At 68.2% G+C, this 23,065-nt stretch carries 20 protein-coding genes; 9 read left to right on the top strand and 11 right to left on the bottom strand.

Translation table 11 applies throughout. The features are described from left to right. Positions 1–38: 38 nt before the first annotated feature. Entirely contained in the window at positions 39–1,205 is a 1,167-nt protein-coding gene (argJ, locus tag ACZ9J7_RS14720; protein WP_476210420.1) for a bifunctional glutamate N-acetyltransferase/amino-acid acetyltransferase ArgJ, read from the bottom strand. Next, entirely contained in the window at positions 1,202–2,233 is a 1,032-nt protein-coding gene (argC, locus tag ACZ9J7_RS14715) for an N-acetyl-gamma-glutamyl-phosphate reductase (protein WP_476210418.1), read from the bottom strand. The genes argJ and argC overlap by 4 nt, the downstream gene beginning before the upstream one ends. Positions 2,234–2,393: 160 nt before the next feature. Between argC and ACZ9J7_RS14710 the strand changes: the two genes are divergently transcribed. From ACZ9J7_RS14710 to ACZ9J7_RS14700, 3 genes are all read left to right on the top strand, one after another. Beyond that, positions 2,394–3,359 carry a quinone oxidoreductase family protein gene (locus ACZ9J7_RS14710; RefSeq protein ID WP_476210416.1) on the top strand — a complete coding sequence of 322 codons (966 nt, stop codon included), beginning with the start codon at positions 2,394–2,396 and terminating at the stop codon, positions 3,357–3,359. 163 nt (positions 3,360–3,522) lie between these two features. Next, positions 3,523–7,497: a Pls/PosA family non-ribosomal peptide synthetase gene (locus tag ACZ9J7_RS14705; RefSeq protein WP_476211868.1), complete on the top strand. Its 3,975-nt coding sequence runs from the start codon at positions 3,523–3,525 to the stop codon at positions 7,495–7,497. Positions 7,498–7,508: 11 nt separating this feature from the next. After that, positions 7,509–8,870 carry a M1 family metallopeptidase gene (locus ACZ9J7_RS14700; protein WP_476210414.1) on the top strand — a complete coding sequence of 454 codons (1,362 nt, stop codon included), beginning with the start codon at positions 7,509–7,511 and terminating at the stop codon, positions 8,868–8,870. Here ACZ9J7_RS14700 and ACZ9J7_RS14695 read toward each other — a convergent pair. Genes ACZ9J7_RS14695 through pheS form a run of 3 tightly spaced genes read right to left on the bottom strand, consistent with a single transcriptional unit; the run spans position 8,834 to position 13,178 of the window. Continuing rightward, entirely contained in the window at positions 8,834–9,538 is a 705-nt protein-coding gene (locus ACZ9J7_RS14695) for a 4'-phosphopantetheinyl transferase family protein (protein ID WP_476210412.1), read from the bottom strand. The genes ACZ9J7_RS14700 and ACZ9J7_RS14695 overlap by 37 nt on opposite strands. A 32-nt stretch (positions 9,539–9,570) precedes the next feature. After that, positions 9,571–12,114 (bottom strand): phenylalanine--tRNA ligase subunit beta, encoded by a 2,544-nt coding sequence (gene pheT, locus ACZ9J7_RS14690; protein ID WP_476210410.1) that lies wholly within the window; start codon positions 12,112–12,114, stop codon positions 9,571–9,573. Positions 12,115–12,116: 2 nt separating this feature from the next. Next, positions 12,117–13,178 carry a phenylalanine--tRNA ligase subunit alpha gene (gene pheS, locus ACZ9J7_RS14685; protein WP_141160940.1) on the bottom strand — a complete coding sequence of 354 codons (1,062 nt, stop codon included), beginning with the start codon at positions 13,176–13,178 and terminating at the stop codon, positions 12,117–12,119. A gap of 200 nt (positions 13,179–13,378) precedes the next feature. Here pheS and ACZ9J7_RS14680 point away from each other — a divergent pair, with 200 nt between their 5' ends. From ACZ9J7_RS14680 to ACZ9J7_RS14670, 3 genes are all read left to right on the top strand, one after another. Further along, positions 13,379–13,831: a hypothetical protein gene (locus ACZ9J7_RS14680; protein WP_476210408.1), complete on the top strand. Its 453-nt coding sequence runs from the start codon at positions 13,379–13,381 to the stop codon at positions 13,829–13,831. Further along, positions 13,828–14,502 carry an SIMPL domain-containing protein gene (locus tag ACZ9J7_RS14675; protein WP_476210406.1) on the top strand — a complete coding sequence of 225 codons (675 nt, stop codon included), beginning with the start codon at positions 13,828–13,830 and terminating at the stop codon, positions 14,500–14,502. The genes ACZ9J7_RS14680 and ACZ9J7_RS14675 overlap by 4 nt, the downstream gene beginning before the upstream one ends. Before the next feature lie 83 nt (positions 14,503–14,585). Then, positions 14,586–15,686, top strand: a complete 1,101-nt coding sequence (locus ACZ9J7_RS14670) for an Rv2578c family radical SAM protein (protein ID WP_476210405.1) — start codon at positions 14,586–14,588, stop codon at positions 15,684–15,686. A 13-nt stretch (positions 15,687–15,699) separates the two neighbouring features. Here ACZ9J7_RS14670 and ACZ9J7_RS14665 read toward each other — a convergent pair whose 3' ends face one another. Then, positions 15,700–16,158, bottom strand: a complete 459-nt coding sequence (locus ACZ9J7_RS14665) for a (deoxy)nucleoside triphosphate pyrophosphohydrolase (RefSeq protein WP_476210404.1) — start codon at positions 16,156–16,158, stop codon at positions 15,700–15,702. A 158-nt stretch (positions 16,159–16,316) separates the two neighbouring features. Between ACZ9J7_RS14665 and ACZ9J7_RS14660 the strand changes: the two genes are divergently transcribed. Together ACZ9J7_RS14660 and ACZ9J7_RS14655 are read left to right on the top strand one after the other, a co-directional pair. Then, positions 16,317–17,525 carry an MFS transporter gene (locus tag ACZ9J7_RS14660; protein WP_476210402.1) on the top strand — a complete coding sequence of 403 codons (1,209 nt, stop codon included), beginning with the start codon at positions 16,317–16,319 and terminating at the stop codon, positions 17,523–17,525. A 179-nt stretch (positions 17,526–17,704) separates the two neighbouring features. After that, positions 17,705–17,980: a GlsB/YeaQ/YmgE family stress response membrane protein gene (locus ACZ9J7_RS14655; RefSeq protein WP_476210401.1), complete on the top strand. Its 276-nt coding sequence runs from the start codon at positions 17,705–17,707 to the stop codon at positions 17,978–17,980. 65 nt (positions 17,981–18,045) lie between these two features. Here ACZ9J7_RS14655 and ACZ9J7_RS14650 read toward each other — a convergent pair whose 3' ends face one another. The 4 genes from ACZ9J7_RS14650 to infC all read right to left on the bottom strand — a co-directional run bounded on the left by ACZ9J7_RS14650 (position 18,046) and on the right by infC (position 20,844). Further along, positions 18,046–18,969, bottom strand: a complete 924-nt coding sequence (locus ACZ9J7_RS14650; RefSeq protein ID WP_476210400.1) for a TrmH family RNA methyltransferase — start codon at positions 18,967–18,969, stop codon at positions 18,046–18,048. Positions 18,970–19,038: 69 nt separating this feature from the next. Next, positions 19,039–19,428: a 50S ribosomal protein L20 gene (gene rplT, locus ACZ9J7_RS14645; RefSeq protein ID WP_018763610.1), complete on the bottom strand. Its 390-nt coding sequence runs from the start codon at positions 19,426–19,428 to the stop codon at positions 19,039–19,041. Between the two features lie 118 nt (positions 19,429–19,546). Further along, positions 19,547–19,741 (bottom strand): 50S ribosomal protein L35, encoded by a 195-nt coding sequence (gene rpmI / locus ACZ9J7_RS14640; RefSeq protein ID WP_009358635.1) that lies wholly within the window; start codon positions 19,739–19,741, stop codon positions 19,547–19,549. Between the two features lie 116 nt (positions 19,742–19,857). Next, the gene (gene infC / locus ACZ9J7_RS14635) at positions 19,858–20,844 is read right to left on the bottom strand and encodes a translation initiation factor IF-3 (protein WP_476210382.1); all 987 of its coding nucleotides are present in this window, start codon (positions 20,842–20,844) and stop codon (positions 19,858–19,860) included. Between the two features lie 399 nt (positions 20,845–21,243). Between infC and ACZ9J7_RS14630 the strand changes: the two genes are divergently transcribed. Beyond that, the gene (locus ACZ9J7_RS14630) at positions 21,244–21,630 is read left to right on the top strand and encodes a DUF1844 domain-containing protein (protein WP_476210380.1); all 387 of its coding nucleotides are present in this window, start codon (positions 21,244–21,246) and stop codon (positions 21,628–21,630) included. Positions 21,631–21,723: 93 nt separating this feature from the next. Here ACZ9J7_RS14630 and ACZ9J7_RS14625 read toward each other — a convergent pair whose 3' ends face one another. Then, a complete protein-coding gene (locus tag ACZ9J7_RS14625; RefSeq protein ID WP_476210379.1) occupies positions 21,724–23,019 on the bottom strand; it encodes an MFS transporter in 1,296 nt (431 codons plus the stop codon). Positions 23,020–23,065 lie beyond the last annotated feature (46 nt).

The following is a 23,065-nucleotide window of genomic DNA, read 5'->3' as shown; positions in this document are numbered from 1 at the left end:
GCGGCTTGTGCCTGGCGGTATTGCCGTGGCCGGGGCTCCTAGCTGGAGTAGGCGCTGTTTTCGTGCACGTAGTCGTGGGTGAGGTCGTTGGTCCAAATGGTGGCTTCGGCGTCGCCTGCCTGCAGGTCGATTTCCACCAGCACTTCGCGGGGTTCCAGGTCCACCAGGGAGCGGTCATCGCCGATGCTGCCGTTCCGGCAGATCTGGATGCCGTTCATGGCCACGTTGAGTTTGTCCGGCTCGAAGGCGGCGTCGGTGGTTCCCACGGCGGACAGCACACGTCCCCAGTTGGGGTCCTTGCCGAAGATGGCGGCCTTGAAGAGGTTGGAGCGGGCCACGGAGCGGCTGACCGTCTCAGCGTCGGCTTCGCTGGCGGCGTTGAAGGTCCGGATGGCGATGTCGTGGCTGGCGCCTTCGGCATCGGCGATCAGTTTGCGTGCCAGCTCGGCGCAGACCTGGGTGAGCCCGGCACCGAATGCTTCGGCGGACGGCACAGCCCCGGAAGCGCCGGAGGCGAGCAGGACCACGGTGTCGTTGGTGGACATGCAGCCGTCCGAGTCGGCGCGGTCAAAGGTGACGCGCGTGGCGTCGCGGAGGACGACGTCGAGCATTTCCGGCTGCACGTCGGCGTCCGTGGTGAGCACCACCAGCATGGTGGCCAGGCCCGGGGCCAGCATGCCGGCTCCCTTGGCGATGCCGCCGATGCTGAACTCCTGGCCGTCGGCGTCGGTGCCGATGAAGAGCGCTGACTTGGGCACGCTGTCCGTAGTCATGATGGCGGTTCCGGCGGCCGGACCGCCGTCGGAGCTCAGCGCAGCGGCGGCAGCCTCCACCCCGGGCAGGATTTTGTCCATGGGAAGCTGCTCGCCAATCAGTCCCGTGGAGCAGACGAAGACGTCGGTGGCCGAAATGCCGAGGACCTTCGCAACTTCCTCTGCCGTGCTGTGGGTGTTCTGGAAACCTGTGGGGCCGGTGCAGGCGTTGGCCCCGCCGGAGTTGAGGATGACGGCGTCCACCCGGCCGTCGGAGACCACCTGGCGGGACCAGTGCACGGGGGCTGCTGCCACCCGGTTGCTGGTGAAGACGGCGGCTGCGGCCTTGGAGGGGCCGTCGTTGACGACCAGGGCGAGATCGGGGTTACCGGAGGCCTTGAGTCCGGCGGTGACGCCGGCGGCCCGGAATCCCTGGGGTGCGGTGATGGTCACGGGGCTACTCCCTGAAGGTTGAGGCCGGCGGTTTCCGGCAGGCCGAGTGCGATGTTCATGGACTGTACGGCGCCCCCGGCAGTGCCCTTGGTGAGGTTGTCGATGACGCAGGTGACGACGACCCGGCCCGTATGGGCGTCGAAGGCCAGCTGCATGGCGGCATGGTTGGAGCCCTGGACCGATTTGGTCGCCGGCCACTGGCCTTCCGGCAGCAGGTGGACGAACGGCTCGTCGTCGTACGCCTCGGCCCAGGCGAGGCGCAGCTGCGCGGCCGTGGTGCCGGCCTTGACCTTGGCGGTGGCGGTGGTCAGGATGCCGCGGCTCATCGGGGCCAGGGTGGGCGTGAAGGAAACGGAGACCTGCTCCCCCGCAGCATTGGACAGGCCCTGCTCGATTTCCGGAGTGTGCCGGTGGCCTCCGCCCACGCCGTACGGGCTCATGGAGCCCATGACCTCGGAGCCGATCAGGTTGACCTTGGCGGCCTTGCCGGCGCCTGAGGTCCCGGAAGCGGAAACGATCACGACGTCGTCGGGCTCCAGCAGGTGCCCCGCGAAGCCGGGAGCCAGGGCCAGGAGGGCGGACGTGGGGTAGCACCCGGGAACGGCGATGCGTTTGGCGCCCTTGAGGGCTTCACGCTGGCCGGGCAGCTCGGGAAGGCCGTAGGGCCAGGTGCCGGCGTGGGCGGAGCCGTAGAACTTTTCCCAGGCGGCGGGGTCCTCAAGCCGGTGGTCTGCGCCGGCGTCGATGACCACCGTGCCCTCCGGCAGCTGGGCGGCGATCTCCGCGGAGGCGCCGTGCGGCAGGGCAAGGAATACGACGTCGTGGCCGGAGAGGTTCTCCACGGTGGTGTCCTCGAGGATGCGGCTGGCCAGTCCGTGCAGGTGGGGCTGAAGTTCACCGAGGCGGGAACCGGCGTTGCTGTGGGCTGTGATGGCTCCAATGGTCACACCGGGGTGCCCGGCAAGCAGGCGGAGGACCTCTCCCCCGGCGTAGCCGCTGGCTCCCGAAACCGCAACAGAAATAGTCATGCTTCGACTATACAACAATATTTATGCATTGCTACCGATATTTATGCATAGGAGAAGATTGCCCAGGAAGGGCCCGGTACTTGTCCTGCCATCCCCCCGTGTCCCTAGGATGGTTCTGGCAGCCGGGGCCGGAGACACCGGGCCCCGCGAAAGGAGCGCCATGACGCACGCAATCGTCGCACGGCAGGCAGGCGGACCGGAAGTCCTTGACTACACGGACGTGGAAATCCCCACTCCCGGTCCCGGGCAGCTGCTGTTCAAGGTCGGGGCGGCCGGCGTCAACTTCATTGACACCTATAAGCGCAGCGGGATCTACAAGGTCCCTTACCCGTTCACGCCCGGATCGGAGGCCGCCGGTACCGTGGAGGCCGTGGGCGAAGGGGTAACCGGCTTCACCGTGGGCAGCCGGGTAGCTACTGCGGAAGGCATCAACTGCTACGCGGACTACGCGCTGGTGGATGAGGACGCCGCGCTCCCGGTTCCGAAGGGGCTGGACATCTTCACCGCCGCCGCCCTCCCGCTGCAGGGCGTCACCGCCCACTACCTGATGAACTCGACCTTCAGGGTGGAGTCCGGCCACAAGGTCCTGCTGCACGCCGGCGCCGGAGGCGTAGGGCTGTTGCTGATCCAGCTGCTCAAAGCACGCGGGGCGGAAGTCATCACCACGGTCTCCACCGACGAAAAGGAACAGCTGGCACTCGACGCCGGCGCGGACCACGTCCTGCGCTACGACGGCTTCGCGGAGCGGGTCAGGGACATCACCAGCGGAACGGGCGTAGACGTCGCCTACGACGGCGTGGGCAAGGACACCTTCGACGGCTCGCTGTCCGCTTTGCGTGTCAGGGGGATGCTGGTCCTGTTTGGAGCGGCTTCCGGTCCGGTTCCGCCGTTTGATCCGCAGCGCCTCAATGCCGCGGGTTCGGTGTTCCTCACACGCCCCACCATGGGCCACTACCTGCGGGACGCGGCCGAGCGGCGCTGGCGTTCGGATGAAGTGTTCGCCGCCGCTGCAGACGGCAGCCTCAAGGTCCGCATCGGAGCGCGCTACCCCCTCAACCAGGCCGCGCAGGCGCACCGCGACCTCGAGGGCCGCAAGACCACCGGGAAAGTCCTGCTGGTTCCCTAGGCGCCGGCCACATTAACAGCCCGCAAACGCCTGGACCGCCGGAAACGGCGCGTCCGGGCGCGCCGGACACCTGTTGTTCATCTTCTCCCCGGAAAATACGGAGGTGACCCAGCAGCAGGTCCCCTCCGGGGATGCACGTTCCGGCGAGGAGCCAGCCAGCACCATGACAGACGGAGCAGCAGCCCCGGGCAGGTCCCGGACGTCCGACGACGCAGGCCGGCACCCGGCGGTCCACCAGCCCCAGCTGCCCGGCGCCCTCGCGGCACCGCCGGCCAGGACCCTGATCGACATCCTGCAGGAGACGGCCGCCCGTTTCCCCGAGGCGTCCGCACTGGATGACGGCCGCACGTCGCTCAGCTACGCCCAATTGCTGCAGGCCGTCCGGGCCACCGGCCGGCGGCTGCACCTCGCCGGACTGGGCGCCGGCGACAGGATCGGCGTACGGATCCCTTCCGGCACCAGCGAACTGTATGTCTCCATCCTGGCCATCCTCCTGGTGGGCGCGGCCTACGTTCCCGTGGATGCGGACGACCCCGAGGAGCGGGCCCGGCTGGTTTTTGGCGAAGCCCGGGTGGCAGCCGTTCTCAGGGCAGGCGGCGTTATCGAAGCGGGGCCGGCCGGAACCCGGCCAAGCGGTCCCTTCAAAGGGGCCCGGCCACCCGGACCTGGCGACGACGCCTGGGTCATCTTTACCTCAGGATCCACCGGAACGCCCAAGGGGGTGGCCGTCCAGCACCGGTCGGCGGCGGCATTCGTTGACGCGGAAGCGCGGATCTTCCTGCTCGGGGAGCCGCTCGGCCCCCAGGACCGGGTTTTGGCCGGCCTGTCCGTCGCGTTCGACGCATCCTGCGAGGAGATGTGGCTCGCGTGGCGCCACGGCGCCTGCCTGGTGCCGGCGCCCCGGGCGCTGGTCCGCACCGGCATGGACCTTGGGCCCTGGCTGATCAACCACGGCATCACGGCCGTCTCCACCGTGCCAACCCTCGCGGCACTGTGGCCCGCCGAATCACTCGAGAATGTACGCCTCCTGATCTTCGGCGGCGAGGCCTGCCCGCCGGAACTGGCCGAACGCCTTGCCGTCGAGGGCCGGGAGGTCTGGAATACCTACGGACCCACGGAAGCGACGGTGGTGGCCTGCGCGGCACCCCTGGGCGGGCCTGGCCCGGTACGGATCGGCTTGCCCCTGGACGGCTGGGACCTGGCCATCGTTGACGCGAACGCGGAACCGGTGGCCGAGGGCGCGGTAGGCGAACTCATCATCGGCGGTGTGGGCCTGGCCCGCTACCTTGATCCGGCGAAGGATGCCGAAAAGTACGCGCCGATGCCCACCCTGGGGTGGGACCGCGCCTACAGGTCAGGCGACCTCGTACGGTACGAACGGGCGGGCCTGGTCTTCCAGGGGCGCGCCGACGACCAGGTCAAGCTGGGCGGCCGCCGGGTCGAACTCGGCGAGATCGATGCGGCCATGCAGGCACTCCCCGGAGTCGCCGGCGCGGCCGCGGCTGTGCAGACCACTGCCGCGGGCAACCAGATCCTGGTGGGCTACCTCGCGGCGGTGTCCGGCCAGGACCTCAACCTGGCGGCCGCCCGGGAACAACTTTCTGCCAGCCTCCCGGCGGCCCTGGTGCCGTTGCTGGCTGCCGTGGAGTCGCTCCCCACCAAGACCAGCGGAAAAGTGGACCGGCACGCCCTGCCGTGGCCGCTGGCCGGTGCGGGCGCCGCAGAGGCGGATGCCGCTCCGTTGAACCTCCCGGACGATGCCGCATGGATCGTGGAACAGTGGAGCAGCGTGCTGGGCAGCCCCGTCACCTCGCTGGACGCCGACTTCTTTGCCTACGGCGGCGGATCCCTGTCCGCCGCCCAGCTGGTCTCCGCGCTGAGGGTGCGCTACCCCACCATCACGGTGGCCGATGTCTATGCCACGCCCAGGGTGGGCGCGCTCGTGGAGCTGGCGCGGCAGGTCCACCCGGCCGGGGACTCCGGTCCTGCGCGGGAGCGCACCGTGCGGCCCACCGCCAGGAAGTCGCAGGTCTTCCAGACACTCATGGGGGTGCCCCTGCACATCCTGGTGGGCATGCGCTGGCTGACCTACCTCATGGCCATCAACAACCTGTTGGCCGGACTCGCGGGCTTCACCGCGGCGCCCACCGTGTCGTGGTGGTCGGTGGCCGCTTCCTGGCTGGTCTTCGTCAGCCCTGCCGGGCGGATGCTCCTGTCCGTCGCCGCCGCCAGGCTCCTCCTCCGCGGCGTCATGCCGGGGATCTACCCCCGGTCAGGCCGGGTCCACCTCCGGTTGTGGCTCGCGGAACAAATCCAGGACCTCGCCGGTGCGATCAGCCTTGCCAGTGCGCCCTGGGTGCCCTATTACGCCAGGGCGCTGGGCGCGAAAATTGGCCGGGACGTCCAGCTTCACTCATTGCCGCCTGTCACAGGAATGCTGACGCTGGGCAGTGGGGCGAACGTGGAACCGGAGGTGGACCTGTCAGGGTGGTGGATCGACGGTGACAACGTCCATATCGGCGCCATCCGGATTGGCCGGGGCGCCAGCATTGGGGCCCGGAGCACACTGATGCCGGGGGCTTCGATCGGGGCAGGCGCACAAGTGGAAGCCGGCTCTGCAGTGTTGGGGAAGGTGAAGGCAGGCCAACTGGCGGCGGGTTCACCGGCCCGGCGGCAAGGCAAGGCGAAGCACAGCGTGCCGGACACCCCGGTCCAGGGAAGACTGGCCGCACGGGCATGGTTCGTCGGCTTTGCCCTGGCGTCGGCAGTGCTCTCCACCATCCCCTACCTCTCCGCTGCCGCAGGGCTATGGACCGCGTTCGCCTTTATCCAGGGCAGCCCCTCGCTGACAGGGGCCCTGCCCCGGCTCGTGGCAGCCCTGGCTCCGGCGTCGCTGGTGTGGTTCACGGCGACGGCACTCCTGGTCCTGGCCGCCACGCGGCTCCTGTCCATCGGCATCACGGAGGGCTACCACCGGGTCCGCAGCCGCGTCGGCTGGCAGATCTGGGCTACTGAGCGGGTGCTGGACCTGGCCCGGGACCTGCTCTTCCCGATCTACGCCAGCCTCTTTACGCCGGTATGGCTGCGCCTGCTGGGCGCAAAGGTGGGCAGGAACGTGGAGGCATCCACGGTGCTGCTGATCCCGAAGATGACCACCGTGGGTGAAGGGGCGTTCCTTGCCGATGACACCATGGTGGCTTCCTACGAGCTCGACGGCGGTTGGCTGCGCGTGGCTCCCGCAAAAATCGGCAAGCGGTCCTTCCTGGGCAACTCCGGCATGACCGCCGCCGGCCGCAACGTCCCGAAGAATTCGCTGGTGGCCGTCCTGTCGGCCACCCCGGCAAAAGCGAAGTCCGGGACCTCCTGGCTGGGAAGTCCGCCCGTCCGGTTGCGGCGGACGGCCATCGCCTCCGACGACACCCGCACCTTCCAGCCCCCGCCCAGGCTGAAGCTGGCGCGCACCCTGTGGGAGCTCGGCCGGTTCCTGCCGGTCATGCTCACGGTCGCCATCGCGGCCGGCACCATGCTGGCCTTCGACTGGATCGCAGCGACCTGGGGCTACGCCGCCGCCGCCCTGCTCACCGGCGTCGTGATGCTGCTGGCGGGCCTCGTGGCAGCAGGGGCGTCCGTCGCCGCGAAGTGGGTCCTGGTGGGGCGGATCCGGCCCGGCGAACATCCGCTGTGGAGCTCCTTCATCTGGCGGAACGAAGTGGTGGACAGCTTCATCGAACTGGTCACGGCGCCGTGGTTCGCCCGGGCAGCATCGGGCACCCCGGCGCTGGTCTGGTGGCTGCGTGCGCTCGGGGCGAAAATTGGCAGCGGCACGTGGTGCGAGAGCTATTGGCTCCCTGAAGCCGACCTGGTGGCCCTTGGCAGGAATTCCACGGTCAACCGGGGCTGCGTGGTGCAGACGCACCTGTTCCACGACCGTGTGATGAGCATTGACGCTGTTACGCTCGAGGACGGGGCCACCATGGGCCCGCACGGGGTCATCCTTCCCCAGGCCAGCATCGGCGCCGGCGGAACGGTGGGGCCGGCATCCTTGGTGATGCGCGGCGAAGCAGTGCCCGCCGCAACGTACTGGATGGGTAACCCGGTCAGCCCGTGGAGCGGACCCGGATCGCCGTCTGCCACCTAACCGAAGGTCCCATGAGTTCTTCAGCATCAGCCGCCCGGGGCAGCATTTCCGCAGCCACCGGAACCTCTCCCGACCCGTACCTGCCCGGTACCGGGACAAACGCCTTCCGCGTCGAGCGGTACGAACTGGACCTGGACTACCGGGTGGCCAGCAACCGGCTCAGCGGCAAAGCGGTGCTGCACGGCGTGACCTGCGCTCCGACGTCGGCCATTGTCCTGGACCTCGTTGGCCTGCGCACCACCAAGGTCCTGCTGGACGGCCGCAAGCCGCTCCGCTTCGCCCAGCGGGCCGGGCAACTGGTGGTCACCGCGCCCCGCCCCTTCGAAGCGGACCAGCCCTTCACCCTGGAGGTGCGCTATGAGGGCAACCCGCGCCCGCGGCGCGGCCCGTGGGGCGAGGTGGGCTGGGAGGAATTGACCGACGGAGTCCTGGTGGCCGGGCAACCCAACGGCGCACCCTCCTGGTTCCCCTGCAACGACCACTCCGGGGACAAGGCGAGCTACCGGTTCACCGTCACCACGGAGGCGAATTACCGCGTGGTATGCAACGGCGTACTACAGTCGCATACTGCCCGCGCCAGCCGGGAAACCTGGGTCTACGAACAATCGGAGCCGATGGCCACCTACCTGGCCACGGTGCAGATTGGCCGGTACGTGCCGTTGGAGCTGGACGCCGGACGGCACGGGATGCCGGTTCCGCAGTCCGTGGCTGTCTCCCCCGCCCTGGCGGAGCGTGCCAGGACAGGACTGGCCCGGCAGCCTGCCATGATGCGCACGTTCAGCAATTGCTTTGGCCCTTATCCGTTTCCCGCGTACACGGTGGTGGTGACCGAGGACGAACTGGAAATCCCGCTCGAGGCGCAGTCGATGGCAATCCTGGGTCCCAACCACCTGGGCCTGGACTGGGAGTCCCAGCGCCTGATCGCCCATGAGCTGTCGCATCAGTGGTTCGGCAATTCCCTGACGGCGGCGGGCTGGCAGGACATCTGGCTGCATGAAGGTTTCGCCTGCTATGCCGAATGGATCTGGTCCGAGGAAGCAGGCGTTATGAGCGTGGCGGAGCGGGCCGCTGCGGCCTGGCACCGGCTGGCGGAGGAAGACCAGGACATCCTGGTGGGCGATCCCGGTCCCGAGCGGATGTTCGACGACCGCGTCTACAAGCGCGGCGCGCTGGCCGTTCATGCGGTCCGGATGGCTGTGGGCGACCTCGCCTTTTTCGCGGTGCTGCAGGACTGGACCGCCGGCCACCGGCACGGCTCCGTCACGACGCAGGACTTCATCGTTGCGGTCAGCAGCGCCACAGCCGTCGACGCGGAGTCGCTGCTGCATCCCTGGCTTTACGAGGAGCCGCTGCCGCCACTGCCGCTGGCCTGAGCGGGCAGGGAAAGCGCGACGGCGGCCGCAAGGTGTGCGGGCAGCCCGGTTTCAGCAGGGTCCAGGTCCCGCAGGCCGGGGCGCCTGCTGACGTCCACGGTGGACGGCGCAGTCCGGAGTCCGTCACCGGTCATTTTCAGCCAGGCTTCCTTGCGTGCCCAGAGCCTTGCCCTCGCCGCCGGCAGCAGTTGGGCCGTGACGTCCCGGAGGGTCCGGCGCTCTGCCGGCGTCAGGGCGACCCCGTCAAACCCGTCAAAGCCAGTGCGGCCCGGATCCTCCATGTCCGCGCCCAGCCGCGTTCCCGGGGCGGCGTCTGCCACAGCCGCCAATAACGTCCAGCCCGCCGCCCGGGACAGGCTCAGGGCCAGCGGCAACGGCGCGCGACGGTAGCTGTAGCCCGGCCGGCCGTGGCCCAGCTCCGGACCGGTGCCGCAGCGCGGGCAGCTGTAGGCCACTGTGAGCTCTTCGGCGGGAACGGAGAGCAGCTCGGCGGCGAACCTCCGCTGCGCCAGCCGGCCGGCCAGGAAAGCAGTGCCGGCAGCCGGCGACATTGCCCGGGCCCGTGCCAGCTCGACGCCGTCGAGGAGGCGTTCGGCGTCCCGCTGCACCCCACTGTCTTTCCCGGACAGCAGGAAGGGCGGGATGGCGTGCACTTCGCATTGCGCCATGACCCGCCCTTCCCGAAAAGCCTGCAGGAGACCTACCGCTGGACAGCTCCGAAACGTTCGGCAGCCAGTGCAACTGCGCCTTCACGCGCCGTTGACGCCTCGTCAGCGGTCAGGGTGCGGTCTGCGGCCCGGAACCGGAGCCCGAAGGCCAGCGACTTCTTGCCGTCCTCGATGCCCTTGCCTGCGTAAACGTCGAACAGCGCCACGTCTTCCAGCAGCTCTCCGGCGCCTTCGCGCAGGGCGGCAAGGACGTCGTCTGCGGGCACGTCGGCCGGGACCACGAGCGCCACGTCCTGCGTGGCCACCGGGAACGTGGAAATGTGGCGGGCCACAATCACGTCAGGGGCGGCCTCGAACAGGGCATCGGCATCGAGTTCCAGTGCCACCGAACGGGCGGGCATGTCCGAGGCAGCCAGCAGCTTGGGGTGCAGTTCACCGGCGTAGCCGACGGTCTCCCCCGTGCGCAGCGCCAGCCGGGCGGTGCGGCCGGGGTGGAACGCCTGGTGGCTGCCCTGGCTGACCACCAGGTCAACGCCCAGCACGTCGCCGGCAAGCCGGGCCACGTCCAGTGCGTCGGCCCAGTCCCATGCGCGGGGCGTGTGGGCCGCAGCGGCCGGGGAGTCGTGGCCGGTGAAGACTGCCGCGATGTGGAACGGCTGGTTCGGGACGCCGTCGTACAGTGCGTCAAGAACCTCATCGGCAGGCTTGGCACCCAGCGGCGGGATGGAGGCCGTGCCCACCGTCCCCTCGGGCAGGAACACCAGGCCGGATTCGAACAGGGCCAGGTCCCGGAAGCCACGGGAGTGGTTGCGCTTGGCCACCTCGATCAGTCCGGGCAGGATGGACGTGCGCAGGTAGCCGTGCTCCTCGCTGATCGGGTTGGCCAGCTTGAGGGCGGTTCGCGCCCCTCCTTCTTCTGCCACGCCGAAGGTGTCGTTGGCCGCCTTGGAGACGAACGGGTAGGACAGGACCTCGGTGAGTCCGGCGTCGGCCAGTGCCTGGATGAGGCGGCGGCGCTGCTGCTGGACGCGGGTCAGGCCGCGGCCCGGAGGGGCGACCGGCAGCGTGGCGGGGATCTTGTCGTAGCCCACCAGCCGGGCGATCTCCTCGGTGAGGTCTTCTTTGGTCTCCAGGTCGCTGCGCCAGCTCGGCGGCGTCACGGTCCAGCCGCCGTCGTTCTTCACGACTGCGGCGCCCAGGTCCTCCAGCGAGGTGACGATCTGGTCCTCGGTGAAGTCGATGCCGATGCGCTCGGCAGCGAAGCCTGCGGGCAGCTCGATGGTGACGGTGTCCGGGGCGGTCCCGACGTCGGTGCCGGCTTCGTCGGCAGTGCCGCCGGCCAGTTCCACCAGGAGGTCCACCACGCGCTGGGCGGCGACGCCCGCCACCTGCCAGTCCACGCCGCGTTCGAAGCGCTTCGACGCCTCGGACGGCAGTTTGTGCCGGCGCCGGGAGCGGCCGATGGAAACGTCGTCAAAGTGCGCCGCCTCAACCAGGATGTTCGACGTCGAGTCGCTCACCTCGGTGGCCGCCCCGCCCATGACGCCTGCGATGCCGATGGCGCCGGAGTCGTCCGTGATGAGCAGGTCCTCGGCGTCGAGCTTGCGTTCCTTGCCGTCCAGGGTGGTGATCATCTCCCCCGCGGCTGCGCGGCGCACCACGATGTCGCCGGAGAGCGTGTCCAGGTCGTAGCAGTGCGTGGGCTGGCCCAGTTCGAGCATGACGTAGTTGGAGATGTCCACCGGCAGGGAGATGGAGCGGATGCCGGCGAGCCGGAGCCGGGAGACCATCCATGGCGGGGTGGGACGGGTGGCGTCCACGCCCCGGACGGTGCGGGCCACGAACCGGTCGCAGCCGGCTTTGCCGTAGATGGGGGCGTCGTCGTTGAGCTTGACGCCATAGCCGCCGGAAAGTTCGGCCGGTGCCTGGACCCTGGATGCGGGGTCCGTGAAGGCGGTGCCGGTGGCGTGCGCGTATTCGCGGGCCACGCCGCGGATGGAGAAGGCGTAGCCGCGGTCCGGGGTGACGTTGATTTCGGCTGCCTGGTCGTACAGGCCCAGGAGCTCCATGGCGTCGGTGCCCACCTCGGGGTCCAGCCCGATGCGGGACAGCACCAGGATGCCGTCGTGGTCCTCGCCGATACCCAGTTCGCGGACCGAGGCAATCATGCCGGCGGACAGGTGTCCGTACGTCTTGCGGGCTGAGATGCGGAAGTCGCCGGGCAGCACGGCGCCGGGCAGCGTGACCACCACTTTGTCGCCCTCGACGAAGTTGTGCGCGCCGCAGATGATGCCCTGGACGCCGGAGGGGTCGATGCCGTCCCCGGTGAGGGTCTGTTCCTTGCCTTCGGGGACTACGCGGACCTGGCACCAGTTGATGGTCTTGCCGTTGGTCTGCGGTTCCTTGACCAGGCTCAGGACCTGGCCCACCACCACGGGGCCCTGGAGGGTGTCCGTGGGACGGTGGACGGCTTCTTCTTCAAAGCCGACCTTGACCAGGTCTTCCATGACGTCTTCGGCCGTTGCTCCGGCCGGTACTGCTGCGAATTCCCGCAGCCAGGAAAGTGGGATACGCACTGTTAGATCTCCATCCCGAAGTGCTCGCTGAACCGTACATCGCCTTCGATCATGTCGTGCATGTCGGCAACCTCGTTGCGGAACATGAGGGCACGCTCGATGCCCATGCCGAAGGCAAAACCTGAATAGACGTCCGGGTCGATGCCGGCGGCGCGCAGGACGTTGGGGTTGACCATGCCGCAGCCGCCCCACTCGATCCAGCGCGGACCGCCCTTGGCGCCGGGGTGGAAGATGTCCAGTTCGGCAGACGGCTCGGTGAACGGGAAGTAGTTGGGGCGCAGGCGGACCTTCGCCTCCTCGCCGAACATCTGGCGGGTGAAGTGCTCCAGGGTGCCCAGCAGGTCCGCCATGGACAGGCCCTTGTCGATGGCCAGGCCCTCAAACTGGTGGAACACCGGGGTGTGGGTGGCGTCCAGCTCATCGGTGCGGAACACCTTGCCCGGGCACAGCACGTAGATGGGCACCTCGCGCTCGAGCATGGAGCGGACCTGCACCGGGGAGGTGTGGGTGCGCATCAACAGGTGCGCTTCGGGCGGTTCCACGAAGAAGGTGTCCTGCATTTCGCGGGCGGGGTGGTCCGGCTTGAAGTTCAGGGCATCGAAGTTGAACCACTCGGATTCCACCTCGGGGCCTTCGGCGATCTCCCAGCCCATGCCTACGAAGATGTCCGCGACGCGGTCCTGCAGGGTGGACAGCGGGTGGCGCGCACCGGCACGGCGGCGGCGGGGGGCGGCGGTGACGTCCACGGTTTCCTCGACCAGGATCCGGGCATCGTTCTCGGCTTCGAGCACCTCGGCGCGCTCGGCGAGCGCCTTGTTGACCCGGCCGCGGGAGGCGCCCATCAGCTTTCCGGCGAGCGCCTTCTGGTCCTTGGGCAACCTGCCGATTTCGCGGTTGGCAAGGCTGAGCGGGGATTTCTCGCCGCTGTGGGCAAGGCGTACCGCCTTCAGCTCGTCAAGGGTGGCCGCACCGGCGATGGCGGTGATGGCCTGGTCTACAGCGGCGTTGATGGCGGCCTCATCCGTGGGGTTCGGGATGGCGGCGCCCGGCAAAGTTTCAGTCATCTACTGTTCTTAGCTACGAGTCGTGGCTGCCGGCGGCCGGTCAGCCATGCACGGTTTCCCGCGCGGCCCGTCCGTCGCCGGCAGGTCATGGATGAATGCGCTGAACGTCAGTGTCATTCAATGACCAGGTCAGGGCTCGCCGGCAGGACCGGCGGCCACTGCCCTCCAGTCTAGTAGAACCCTCCGGTTACCATGGCCTCATGACTTTGCGGCAGCGCGCGGGTTCCCTTGATGGCACGACGACGGCCCAGCGGCTCAGGCGGGCAGCCAACCTCCTCAACGGGAGCACCCTGGCCGGGCTCGCAGTCGCCCTTGCCGCCCGGACACAGGTCAGCCGCGGCCCGCGCGGACTGCTCATTGCTGCCGGTTACCGCTGGCAGTTGCCGCTTGCGCAGGCCTTCACCCTGGGCAACGTGGTGCTGTGCCGCAGCACAGCGGCGGACCTGCTGTCGCGGCCCGCACTCCTGGGACACGAGGAGCGGCACTGCAGCCAGTACGCGTGGTGCCTGGGGCCGCCGTTCCTCCCGTTGTACCTCGCGGCCGCCGCCTGGTCTTTGCTGCGCACCGGCAATCCGGGGACCGCGAACATCTTTGAACGGCGGGCCGGGCTGGCAGCCGGCGGCTACCCCATCGCGGCGGGGAGGCAGGCGTGACTGCCCAGGATATCCATTCCCGTTTGGATCCCGGGACCATCACCGTCACGGGGACCGGATGGGCGGAAGCCACCCCGGACCTGATGCTGGTCTCCGTAGGCGTGGAGTGCCGCGCCGCCTCGGTGGCTGAAGCGTATGCGGCCGCCGGCACACGCCTGGCGGCAGCCACCTCGGTGCTGCGGGGCCGCGGTGTTGCCCCGGACGATATCCGCTCGGCCGGCCTGGCCGTCCGGGCCGACCTCGCCTGGCGGGACGGTGAAGGCCAGCGGCTCGTGGGCTACGTGGCATCGAGCAGCGTGACCGTCCGGCTGCGGGATCTCGGTACGGCCTCGGCCACAGTCTCCGAGGCTGTCCTCGCCGCCGGGGACGATGTCCGCTTGAACAGCCTCCAGCTGGTCCTTTCTGACGATTCCCCGGTCCGGGCACGGGCCCGTGACGCCGCCTGGCAGGACGCACTCAGCTCAGCCGGGCAGTTTGCCGCGCTGGCCTCGGCCGGGCTGGGGAGGGTCCTGGCTGTCACCGAACCGCGTCCGGCGGCGGGACCGGTGCCGCTGGCCGGCATTCAGCGGGCATCCGCCACGGAGGGCCCGTCGGTGGAACCGGGCGTAAGCCGGGTGGAGGCAAGGGTGGACGTGACGTGGGAGCTGCTGCCCGGCAGCGAGGGCAGGTAACGAAGCTGCGGCGTCGCCAGGAGGCGGTTCCGGACGGCGCGGCACCCTTGACTTAAATTCGAACATGTTTTCGAATGGGTGTCATGAGATGGGAAGCGCAAGCACTGGTGCAAACGCCGGACACCCCTGGTGGACCAGTTCCGGCGCTGCTGCCGCTGGCAGGCCTGGTCCGCTCCGTCACCACCCCGGAGTTCGCCGGGATCACCTTCCACGAGGTCACCGCCAAATCGGTGCTCAACAAGGTCCCGGCCGGATCGAAGATGCCGTTCGAATGGACGGTCAATCCCTACCGCGGCTGCAGCCACGCCTGCGTGTACTGCTTTGCGCGCAAAAGCCATACGTACCTGGACTTCGACGCCGGCACGGACTTCGACAGCCAGGTGGTGGTGAAGGTCAACGCCGCGGAGATTCTCCGGAAGGAACTGAACAAGGCCTCCTGGACCCGGCAGCAGGTGGCGCTGGGCACCAACACCGATCCCTACCAGCGGGCCGAGGGCCGGTACAAACTGATGCCGGGGATCATCAACGCCCTGGCGGAGTCGGGAACGCCCTTGTCCATCCTCACCAAGGGGACCCTGCTGGCACGGGACATTCCCCTGCTCAAGAGCGCCGCAGCCCAGGTACCCGTGGGGCTTGGCATCTCCTTGGCCATGACCGACGAAGCCCTCTCCGAGGCAATCGAACCCGGCACTCCCGGGCCCAGGGCGCGCCTCAAACTGGTGTCACGGCTGCGCGAGGCAGGCCTGCCCTGCGGCGTCATGGCGATGCCCATCCTGCCGTGGCTCTCCGACAGCGACGAAGCCCTGGATGCCCTGTTCGCTTCGTTGGCCGCCGCGGGAGCCACCGGCGTCACCGCCGGCGCCCTCTACCTGAAGCCGGGTACCAGGGAATGGCTCATGAAGTGGATTGCTGCCCACCACCCCGCACTGGCCGGACGCTACCGGCGGCTCTACGGAACCGGTTCCTATGCGTCCAAGGAGTACCGGGTGTGGCTTGCGGGCAGGGTCCGGTATTTCAAGGCCCGTTACGGCTTTACGCAGACCTCCGGCTTCAGCCACCGGGACCTTGACGATCCACGGGCCGAGGAGGCGGCGTACCCGGCGGGGAGCATCCCCACCGCGGCTCCCGACGGTCCCGCGGCTGCTTCAGCGTCGCCGTCCGCGGTGCAGGATTCCCTGTTCTAGGCAGCCTGGCGTATCAGGCGTGGGCCTGGCCCTTCCCCGGCACCATCGCAGCCACGGAGTCCAGGAGTGCGTGCACAATCGGATAGTCGGCCGGTATCCAGGGCAGGCCAAGGACAGCTGCCCTGTCCTCCAGCCGGATCCAGCGCAGTTCGTCGTGGTCTTCGAGCGGCGCTGGCTCGCCACTGGCCACCTCGGCGAACCAGACCCTCATGCTGGCCCGGTCGTTGAGCGGCCAGCCGGCCGGCGCCTCCGCCGGCAGTTCTGCACCCAGCGTTGCGCCGATTCCCAGCTCTTCGGCCAGCTCCCGGACCAGGGCGGCTTCGGGCGCCTCACCCGGTTCCACCTTTCCCCCCGGGAATTCCCACAGACCGGCCAGGTGCTCGGGAGCGCTGCGCCGCGCCACCAGAAGGGCGGTTGGATTAGCCAACCTGTCCACCACGGCTCCGCCTACTACCTGTATCAGTCCAGTCACCGGCCCATTCTATGGGCCACAATGGAAGGGGCCCGGAACAGCATTCCTTCTTCAGGGAACAGATCCTTCCCGCCAAGGGTTGGCTCCACTGTCGGGACCTTCCTGCCCCATAGCCGTGGCGTCCCCCTTTCCAGTTCCACCTTGTGAGAAGCAGGCATATGAGCAGCGTCCTTTCCCAGTCCACGGCAGCCCGTACCAAGACCCCCAACGTCGGCCTGGCCATCTTTGCCCTGGCCATGGGCGGCGTGGGCATCGGCGTCACCGAGTTCACCATGATGGGCCTGCTCAAGGAAGTGGAGCAGGGCCTGGGGATCAGCACCCCGGAAGCCGGGCACCTGATCTCCGCCTATGCGCTGGGAGTGGTGGTAGGGGCTCCCCTGCTGGCCGCCGTCGGCGCTAAGCTGCCCCGCAAGAGGCTGGCCCTGGGCCTGCTGCTGTTCTTCACGGTGGCCAACCTGACCTCATTCATGGCCCCCGACTACGGGTCGATGCTCGTGTCCCGCTTTGCGGCCGGGCTGCCCCACGGGGCGTTCTTCGGAGTCGCGGCCGTCATTGCAGCGTCCCTGGTTCCGCCCACCCGCCGGGGCTGGGCCATCTCCATGGTCATGGCGGGCCTGAGCGTCTCCAACGTGGTGGGCGTTCCGTTCGCCACCTGGCTGGGCCAAACCTTCGGCTGGCGCCTGCTGTTTGTCCTGGTGGGTGCCATCGGCCTGCTGGCACTGCTCATGGTGTGGAAGTTCGTACCGTTCCAGGCCGCCCACCCCGACGCGAGCATCCGCCGTGAACTCGGCGCCCTCAAGCGGCTCCAGGTCTGGCTGGCACTCCTGGTGGGCATTGTTGGCTTCGGCGGCTTCTTCGCCACCTACACGTACATCGCGCACACCATGACCGCAGTGGCAGGTATCCCGTCAGCATGGATTCCCTTGGTGGTTGCCCTGTACGGGCTGGGGATGGTGGCCGGCAACATCGTGGGTGGCAGGTTGGCCGACAAATCGGTCATGGGCACGCTCTACCGGGTCCTCCCCGCCATTGCCGTGGCCCTGGTCGTCTATGCCCTGGCCGCGCACTGGCCGTGGAGTGCCATGGTGATGGTGTTCGTGGTGGGCGCATCCGGATCCATGCTGATCCCGGCCCTCCAGACCCGCCTCCTCGATGCCTCGCCCGATGCCCCGTCGCTGGCATCGTCCCTCAACCATGCCGCGCTGAATGTCGCCAACGCACTCGGCGCATTCCTCGGGGGGCTGGTCATCGCGCTGGGGTGGGGCTTTGTCGCCCCCGCCCTGGTGGGCGCTGTCCTTGCGGTCCTCGGCTTCAGCGTCGCCCTGCTCAGCGGACTGCTGGAGCGCAAAAGGCCGCTTGCTGCCTGAGCCGGCCGGCCACCCGTCCCGGGCGGCCCCATCGCCGGTCCGGCAGCAGTAAACAGGCCACCCGTGACGGGTCTTAACGATGCGGCAACGCCCGCTTTGGAGCTACTGACTTTGCCGGGTGCGTATGTTAGCTTGAGGCTCATCGGGACTATTAATCCCGGTCACAATAAGGAGGAGACATGGGTTTTCTTGCTTGGATTATTTTGGGCCTGATTGTCGGGGCCATCGTTAAGGCCGTTATGCCCGGACGGGTCGGCGGCGGCTGGGTCACCAGCCTCATCCTGGGTGTCGTTGGAGCCATCGTTGGCGGCTGGATTGGCAGCCTCCTGTTCAACAAGGGCGATCTTGCCTTCTTCGACCTCGGCACCTGGATTCTCGCTATCGTTGGCGGCCTGGTTGTCGCCGGCATCTACGGAGCCGTCACCGGACGCGGACAAGCCACTCGCGCACCCTGATTAATCTGTCCAGCAACACTCAACGGGCCCCGGATTTCCGGGGCCTTTCTTTGTGCCCGAGTGCACTATCCGTTGAGGTCCTGGGACGGTGATGCAGGGCGGCGCTGGGAACGGGCACTGGCGTAGAGGCACACGGTGGCCGCCGTTCCAAGGTTGAGGCTTTCGGCCGCGCCGTATACCGGGACCGCAACCCGGTGGTCTGCCAGTGCAAGCTCCTCTTCGGAGAGGCCCTGGGCCTCATTCCCAAAGAACCAGGCGGTCGGCGCAGCAAGGTCGTATTCGGATGCAGGGCCGGCTCCGGTGAGCCGGCGGCGGGCGTTCTCGTCCTGCAGGACATCGAGGTCCAGCTGCCCGTATCCGTCGGCCGCAAGGATCCCGATGCCGCGGGCCTTGCATGCCGCAGCCAGTTCTGCGGGGTCCGCGGCAAGGACCACTGGAAGGTGGAACAGCGAGCCCGCGGTGGAGCGGACGGCCTTGGGGTTGTAGATATCGACGCTGGAGGTGGTGAAGACCACTGCGTCCGCGCCTGCCGAATCGGCTGCGCGCAGGACCGTGCCGGCGTTCCCGGGATCCCTGACCTGGCACAGCACGGCAATCAGGAGGGGTGCGGCGTCGAGCACGTCCGCCAGCTCAACGTCCACGAAACGGCAGACGGCGACGATGCCCTGCGGATTGACGGTGTCCGCCATGGCCGCCAGGACCTCGTCGGTGGCCAGCCGGGCGTCGGTGCCTTCGGCAAGTTCTTCGAATTCGGGGAAACGGTCAAGGCAGCTTTCGCTGGCGAAGACCTCAGTGACGATCCCCTCGGCGCCGGACGCAAGGCGTTGCTGGTGGAGCTTGAGGGCTTCCCGGACCGCCTGCGGCCCCTCGGCAAGGAACTGGCCGCGCTTTAAACGGGCCGGGCGCCCTGCAAGTTTTGCCACGTCCCTGACCCGATCGGCTCGGGGGTTGGACAGTGGAAGATCTTGCGGGCGCCCGGATTCGTTCATACAAGAACTGTAGTAGCTGACGCTTCGAGTTCCTGAACTGGCCCCTCAGGCGAGGGGTGGCAGCGGCTGCTAAGCTGCGGCAACCTTCTTGGCGGAGGTGTCTGCCGGCAGGGAGTCCTTGGCCACCTGGACCAGTGCGGCGAAGGCGTTGGCGTCAGAGACGGCAAGCTCGGCCAGCATGCGGCGGTCAACCTCGACCTCGGCGGCCTTCAGGCCCTGGATGAGGCGGTTGTAGGTCAGGCCATTGGCGCGGGATGCAGCGTTGATGCGCTGGATCCACAGGCGGCGGAAGTCGCCCTTCTTCTTCTTGCGGTCACCGTAGCTGTACACAAACGAGTGCAGCAGCTGCTCTTTGGCCTTGCGGTACAGGCGCGACCGCTGTCCGCGGTAGCCCTTCGCCCGTTCAAGAACAACCCGGCGCTTCTTGTGGGCGTTGACCGCCCTCTTCACACGTGCCACGTGCGTACTCCTTCGAAAATCTGATCCCAAGCATCTGTTGCCGGTGTTCCGGCGGCCTGAGAAGGCTGTTTGGCAGGTGACGGACCACCGGCGGGCGGTCCATCAATAAACTTGGAAACTAGATGCCGAGCATCTTCCGGATGACCTTGGCGTCGCCCTTGAAGACGATCTTGTCGCCGGCAAGGCGGCGGGTCAGGCGGCTGGACTTGTGCTCCAGGTAGTGGCGGCGGTTGGCCTGCTGGCGGCGCAGCTTGCCGCTGCCGGTCAGCTTGAAGCGCTTCTTAGCACCACTGTGGGTCTTCATCTTCGGCATGGGAACCGATCTCCTTACGTTTCTGCGGGCCCGGGGGCCGGCAGTTCTATCGCGCAGCCACCCCCGCGGGCAGCATGCTGGTTGCTGACTGCCGGAGCATGCCCGGCAGCTGTGAACTAGTTGGTCTTCTTACCGGCCGGCTTCGGCACTGCCTTGGGGGCAGGGCGTGCAGCAGGCTTCGGTGCAGCAGGCCTGGCCACCGGCTTGGGCGGCGCAGGCACGCCGGCCGGCTTCGGCGCAGCCGCTTCCGGCTTGGCGGCAACTGCAGGCTTGGGCGCCGGCGCGGCGGCCTTCGGTGCAGCAGCCTTGGGGGCAGCAGCAGCCTTCGGCGCTTCCTGCTTCGGAGCCGGAGCCTTGGGGGCTTCCTGCTTCGGAGCCTCCTGCTTCGGTGCTTCCTGCTTCGGTGCTTCCTGCTCAGGAGCGGCAGCAGGCGCTTCGGCCGGAGCGTTGTCGGCGGCAGGTGCCTCCGGCTCGGTGGAGACGGTGAAGCCTTCCGGCAGGAGGTCCGCCAGCGACTGGGTCATGGGAGCCTGGTCCTTGCCGGAGGTGTCTACCCGGCCCGCAGCCTTGGCTTCATTCTCGGCCTTGGCTTCGGCGCGCTGGGTGGCACGGCGTGCCTCCGCCTTCGCTTCTGCCTTGTTCTTCAGCGGGCCAACCACCATGACCATGTTGCGGCCGTCGATGCGGGGGCTGGACTCCACCACGCCGACTTCGGCGACGTCGTCCGCGAAGCGCTGGAGCAGGCGGATGCCCATCTCCGGACGCTGCTGCTCGCGGCCACGGAACTGGATCATGGCCTTGACCTTGTCCCCGGCGCCGAGGAAGCGCAGGGCGTGGCCGCGCTTGGTCTCGTAGTCGTGGGTGTCGATCTTCAAGCGGAAGCGGATTTCCTTCAGAACAGTGTTCGTCTGGTTCTTCCGGGCCTCACGTGCCTTGACCGCGGCCTCGTACTTGTACTTGCCGAAGTCCATCAGCTTGCACACCGGAGGCTTCGCCTGAGGTGCAACTTCAACGAGATCAAGGTCGGACTCGGCAGCCAGGCGCAGGGCATCCTCAATACGGACGATTCCTACCTGTTCACCTGCAGGGCCGACCAGCCGCACCTCGGGGACGCGGATACGCTCATTGATTCTTGGCTCGCTAATGTTAAAGCTCCTGTGTTTGTTGTTGAGTCCGGCAAATGAAGAAGGCCCCCAATTGCCGGAGCAATCGAAGGCCTCAAAGAGGTTGGACCGGCAACCCGAAAAGGGCTGCACGTGCACAGTCCCGGCAAATGCCGGCTCATGCCCAACCAGGTACCCGGCAACCTTGCGTCCCTGCGGGTTCCAGAGGAACGGGCGGGACAACGGCTGACGCGGGTGGGAGAGAACTCCGCTTGCAAACTGGATGCCATTCTACAGAAAAAATTCCCGTCAACGCCGCGAAGCGCTGCTGGGAACCTGATCGTTTAGGACAATCCCTGAAATAACTACATCCAGTCGGTCTGTGTCAAGCTTACCAGTATGAGCACCCCAGACAGTAATTCATACGTCTTCGAGCCCGGCAACGCAGGCGCAGACGTTTCACAACAGATCCGCGACATCTCCGAAGTTCCCGCCATCGAGGTCATCACCACGGCGGCCGTACACCTGATGAGCGCCGCCGCGGTAAAGCTTGGCCTGGCCGCGGAGGACAACGCAGCCGAACTCAAGGACCTCGACGAGGCCCGGAAGCTGATCACCGCACTGGCCGGACTCGTGACCGCAGCTGCCCCGGAGATCGGATCCCAGCACGCCGGACCCTTGCGCGACGGCCTGCGGTCCCTGCAGCTGGCCTTCCGCGAAGAGTCACTGATTCCGGATGCACCGGGCAAGGGCCCGGGCGAAAAGTACACCGGGGCAGTCAACTAAAGCCCAACTCCCCCAGGCACCGTCCGACGGCGGGACACCCCCTTTGCGGGTGTCCCGCCGTCGCGCTTTAACTCCACGGCTGGGCGGGACCGCTCAGGCGGCCGGCCGGCGGCGCCGCTGTTGGAGCGCAAGCCCTACGACGCAGAGCACCACGCCGGCGGCTCCGACGGAAACGAAACCGCCGGAGGGGCCCATGACGTCGATGAAGACCCCGGCCAGCGGCGAACCGAACGCAACTCCGGCGGTCAACGCGGAGCCGTACCAGCCCATCGCCTCCCCGCGCCGCTCCTCGGACACCAGGTCCGCCACTTTCTCTGAGGCCGCGGACAGCACGGGGGCGCACAGCAGCCCGGGCAGGACGGAGACGAGGGCCAGCGTCCAGGTGTCGTGGGCGAAAGCCATGGGCAGGGTCAGGGCGGCCATGCCGAGCAGCAGGAAGATGGGCGGGACGGGCCGGTGCATGGCCCCGTAGATCAAACCGCCCACCACGGAAGCCGCACACCAGAAGACGAAGACGATCCCGATCTCGCTCTGGTGGCCGCCGATTTCCAGTGCAGCGACGATGCCGACGTCGGTGCCGCTGAGGACCATTCCGGCGCCGGCCGCTACGGCGAAGAGGGCTGCGACTGTTGCGGTGAACCAGGAAAAGCCGCCCGCCAGCTTTCCCCGAAGGCCCTGCGCGGCGCTGGTGGCCGCCCCGGCGGGCGCCAGTTCGGCAGCGGCTTCCTGCACATGCGCCGGGGCCGTGGACACCACCGCGGCCTCGGCAGCATGCTGCTCATCCTCTGCGCATTCCAGGCTCAGGCCCTCGCTGCGGGTGGGCGGGTTGAACCACATGAGGAACAGGCCGGCGAGCGACGTCGAAACGCCCACCACCGTGAGTCCTGCGGTGGTGTAGCCGCTGGTGGCCACCACGGCGCCGGCGGCCGGGCCGATCATGAAGACCACTTCGGTGGTGATGGCGTCGAGGGCAAACGCGGTGCGGCGCTGCTCGCCCTCCGCCAGGACGCCCAGGGATTGACGGACCACGCTGAAGATGGGGAGCGTGAGCAGGCCGCCCACAAAGACCAGCGGAAGGAGCCACTGGTAGGACACGTGGGGCACCACCGACCAGATCACCGTCTCCGAGATCACCGATGGAATGAGCGCGGTCCGAAGACCCACGGTGTCCACGCGCCTGCCACGCCACGGCGCACCCAGCGCAATGCCGATGGTCATGACGGCCGCGGCGGCACCGGCGGCGGCATAGCCCTGGCCCAGGGTGAGGACGATGTGCAGGGTGAGCAGAACGCCGGCGGCCGAGTGCGGGATCCGGGCAACCATGCCCACCAGCAGCAGCCGGCGGATGGGCCGAACGGCAAGCAACTCCCGGTAGAGAGCGAAATTCACGAAAGCGGTCCTTCGGATGCGCCGCAGCCCCGGCGGGGATCACCCA

The organism is Pseudarthrobacter sp. TE9888, assembly GCF_056279345.1.
This window is presented reverse-complemented; position numbering and strand designations above follow the sequence as displayed.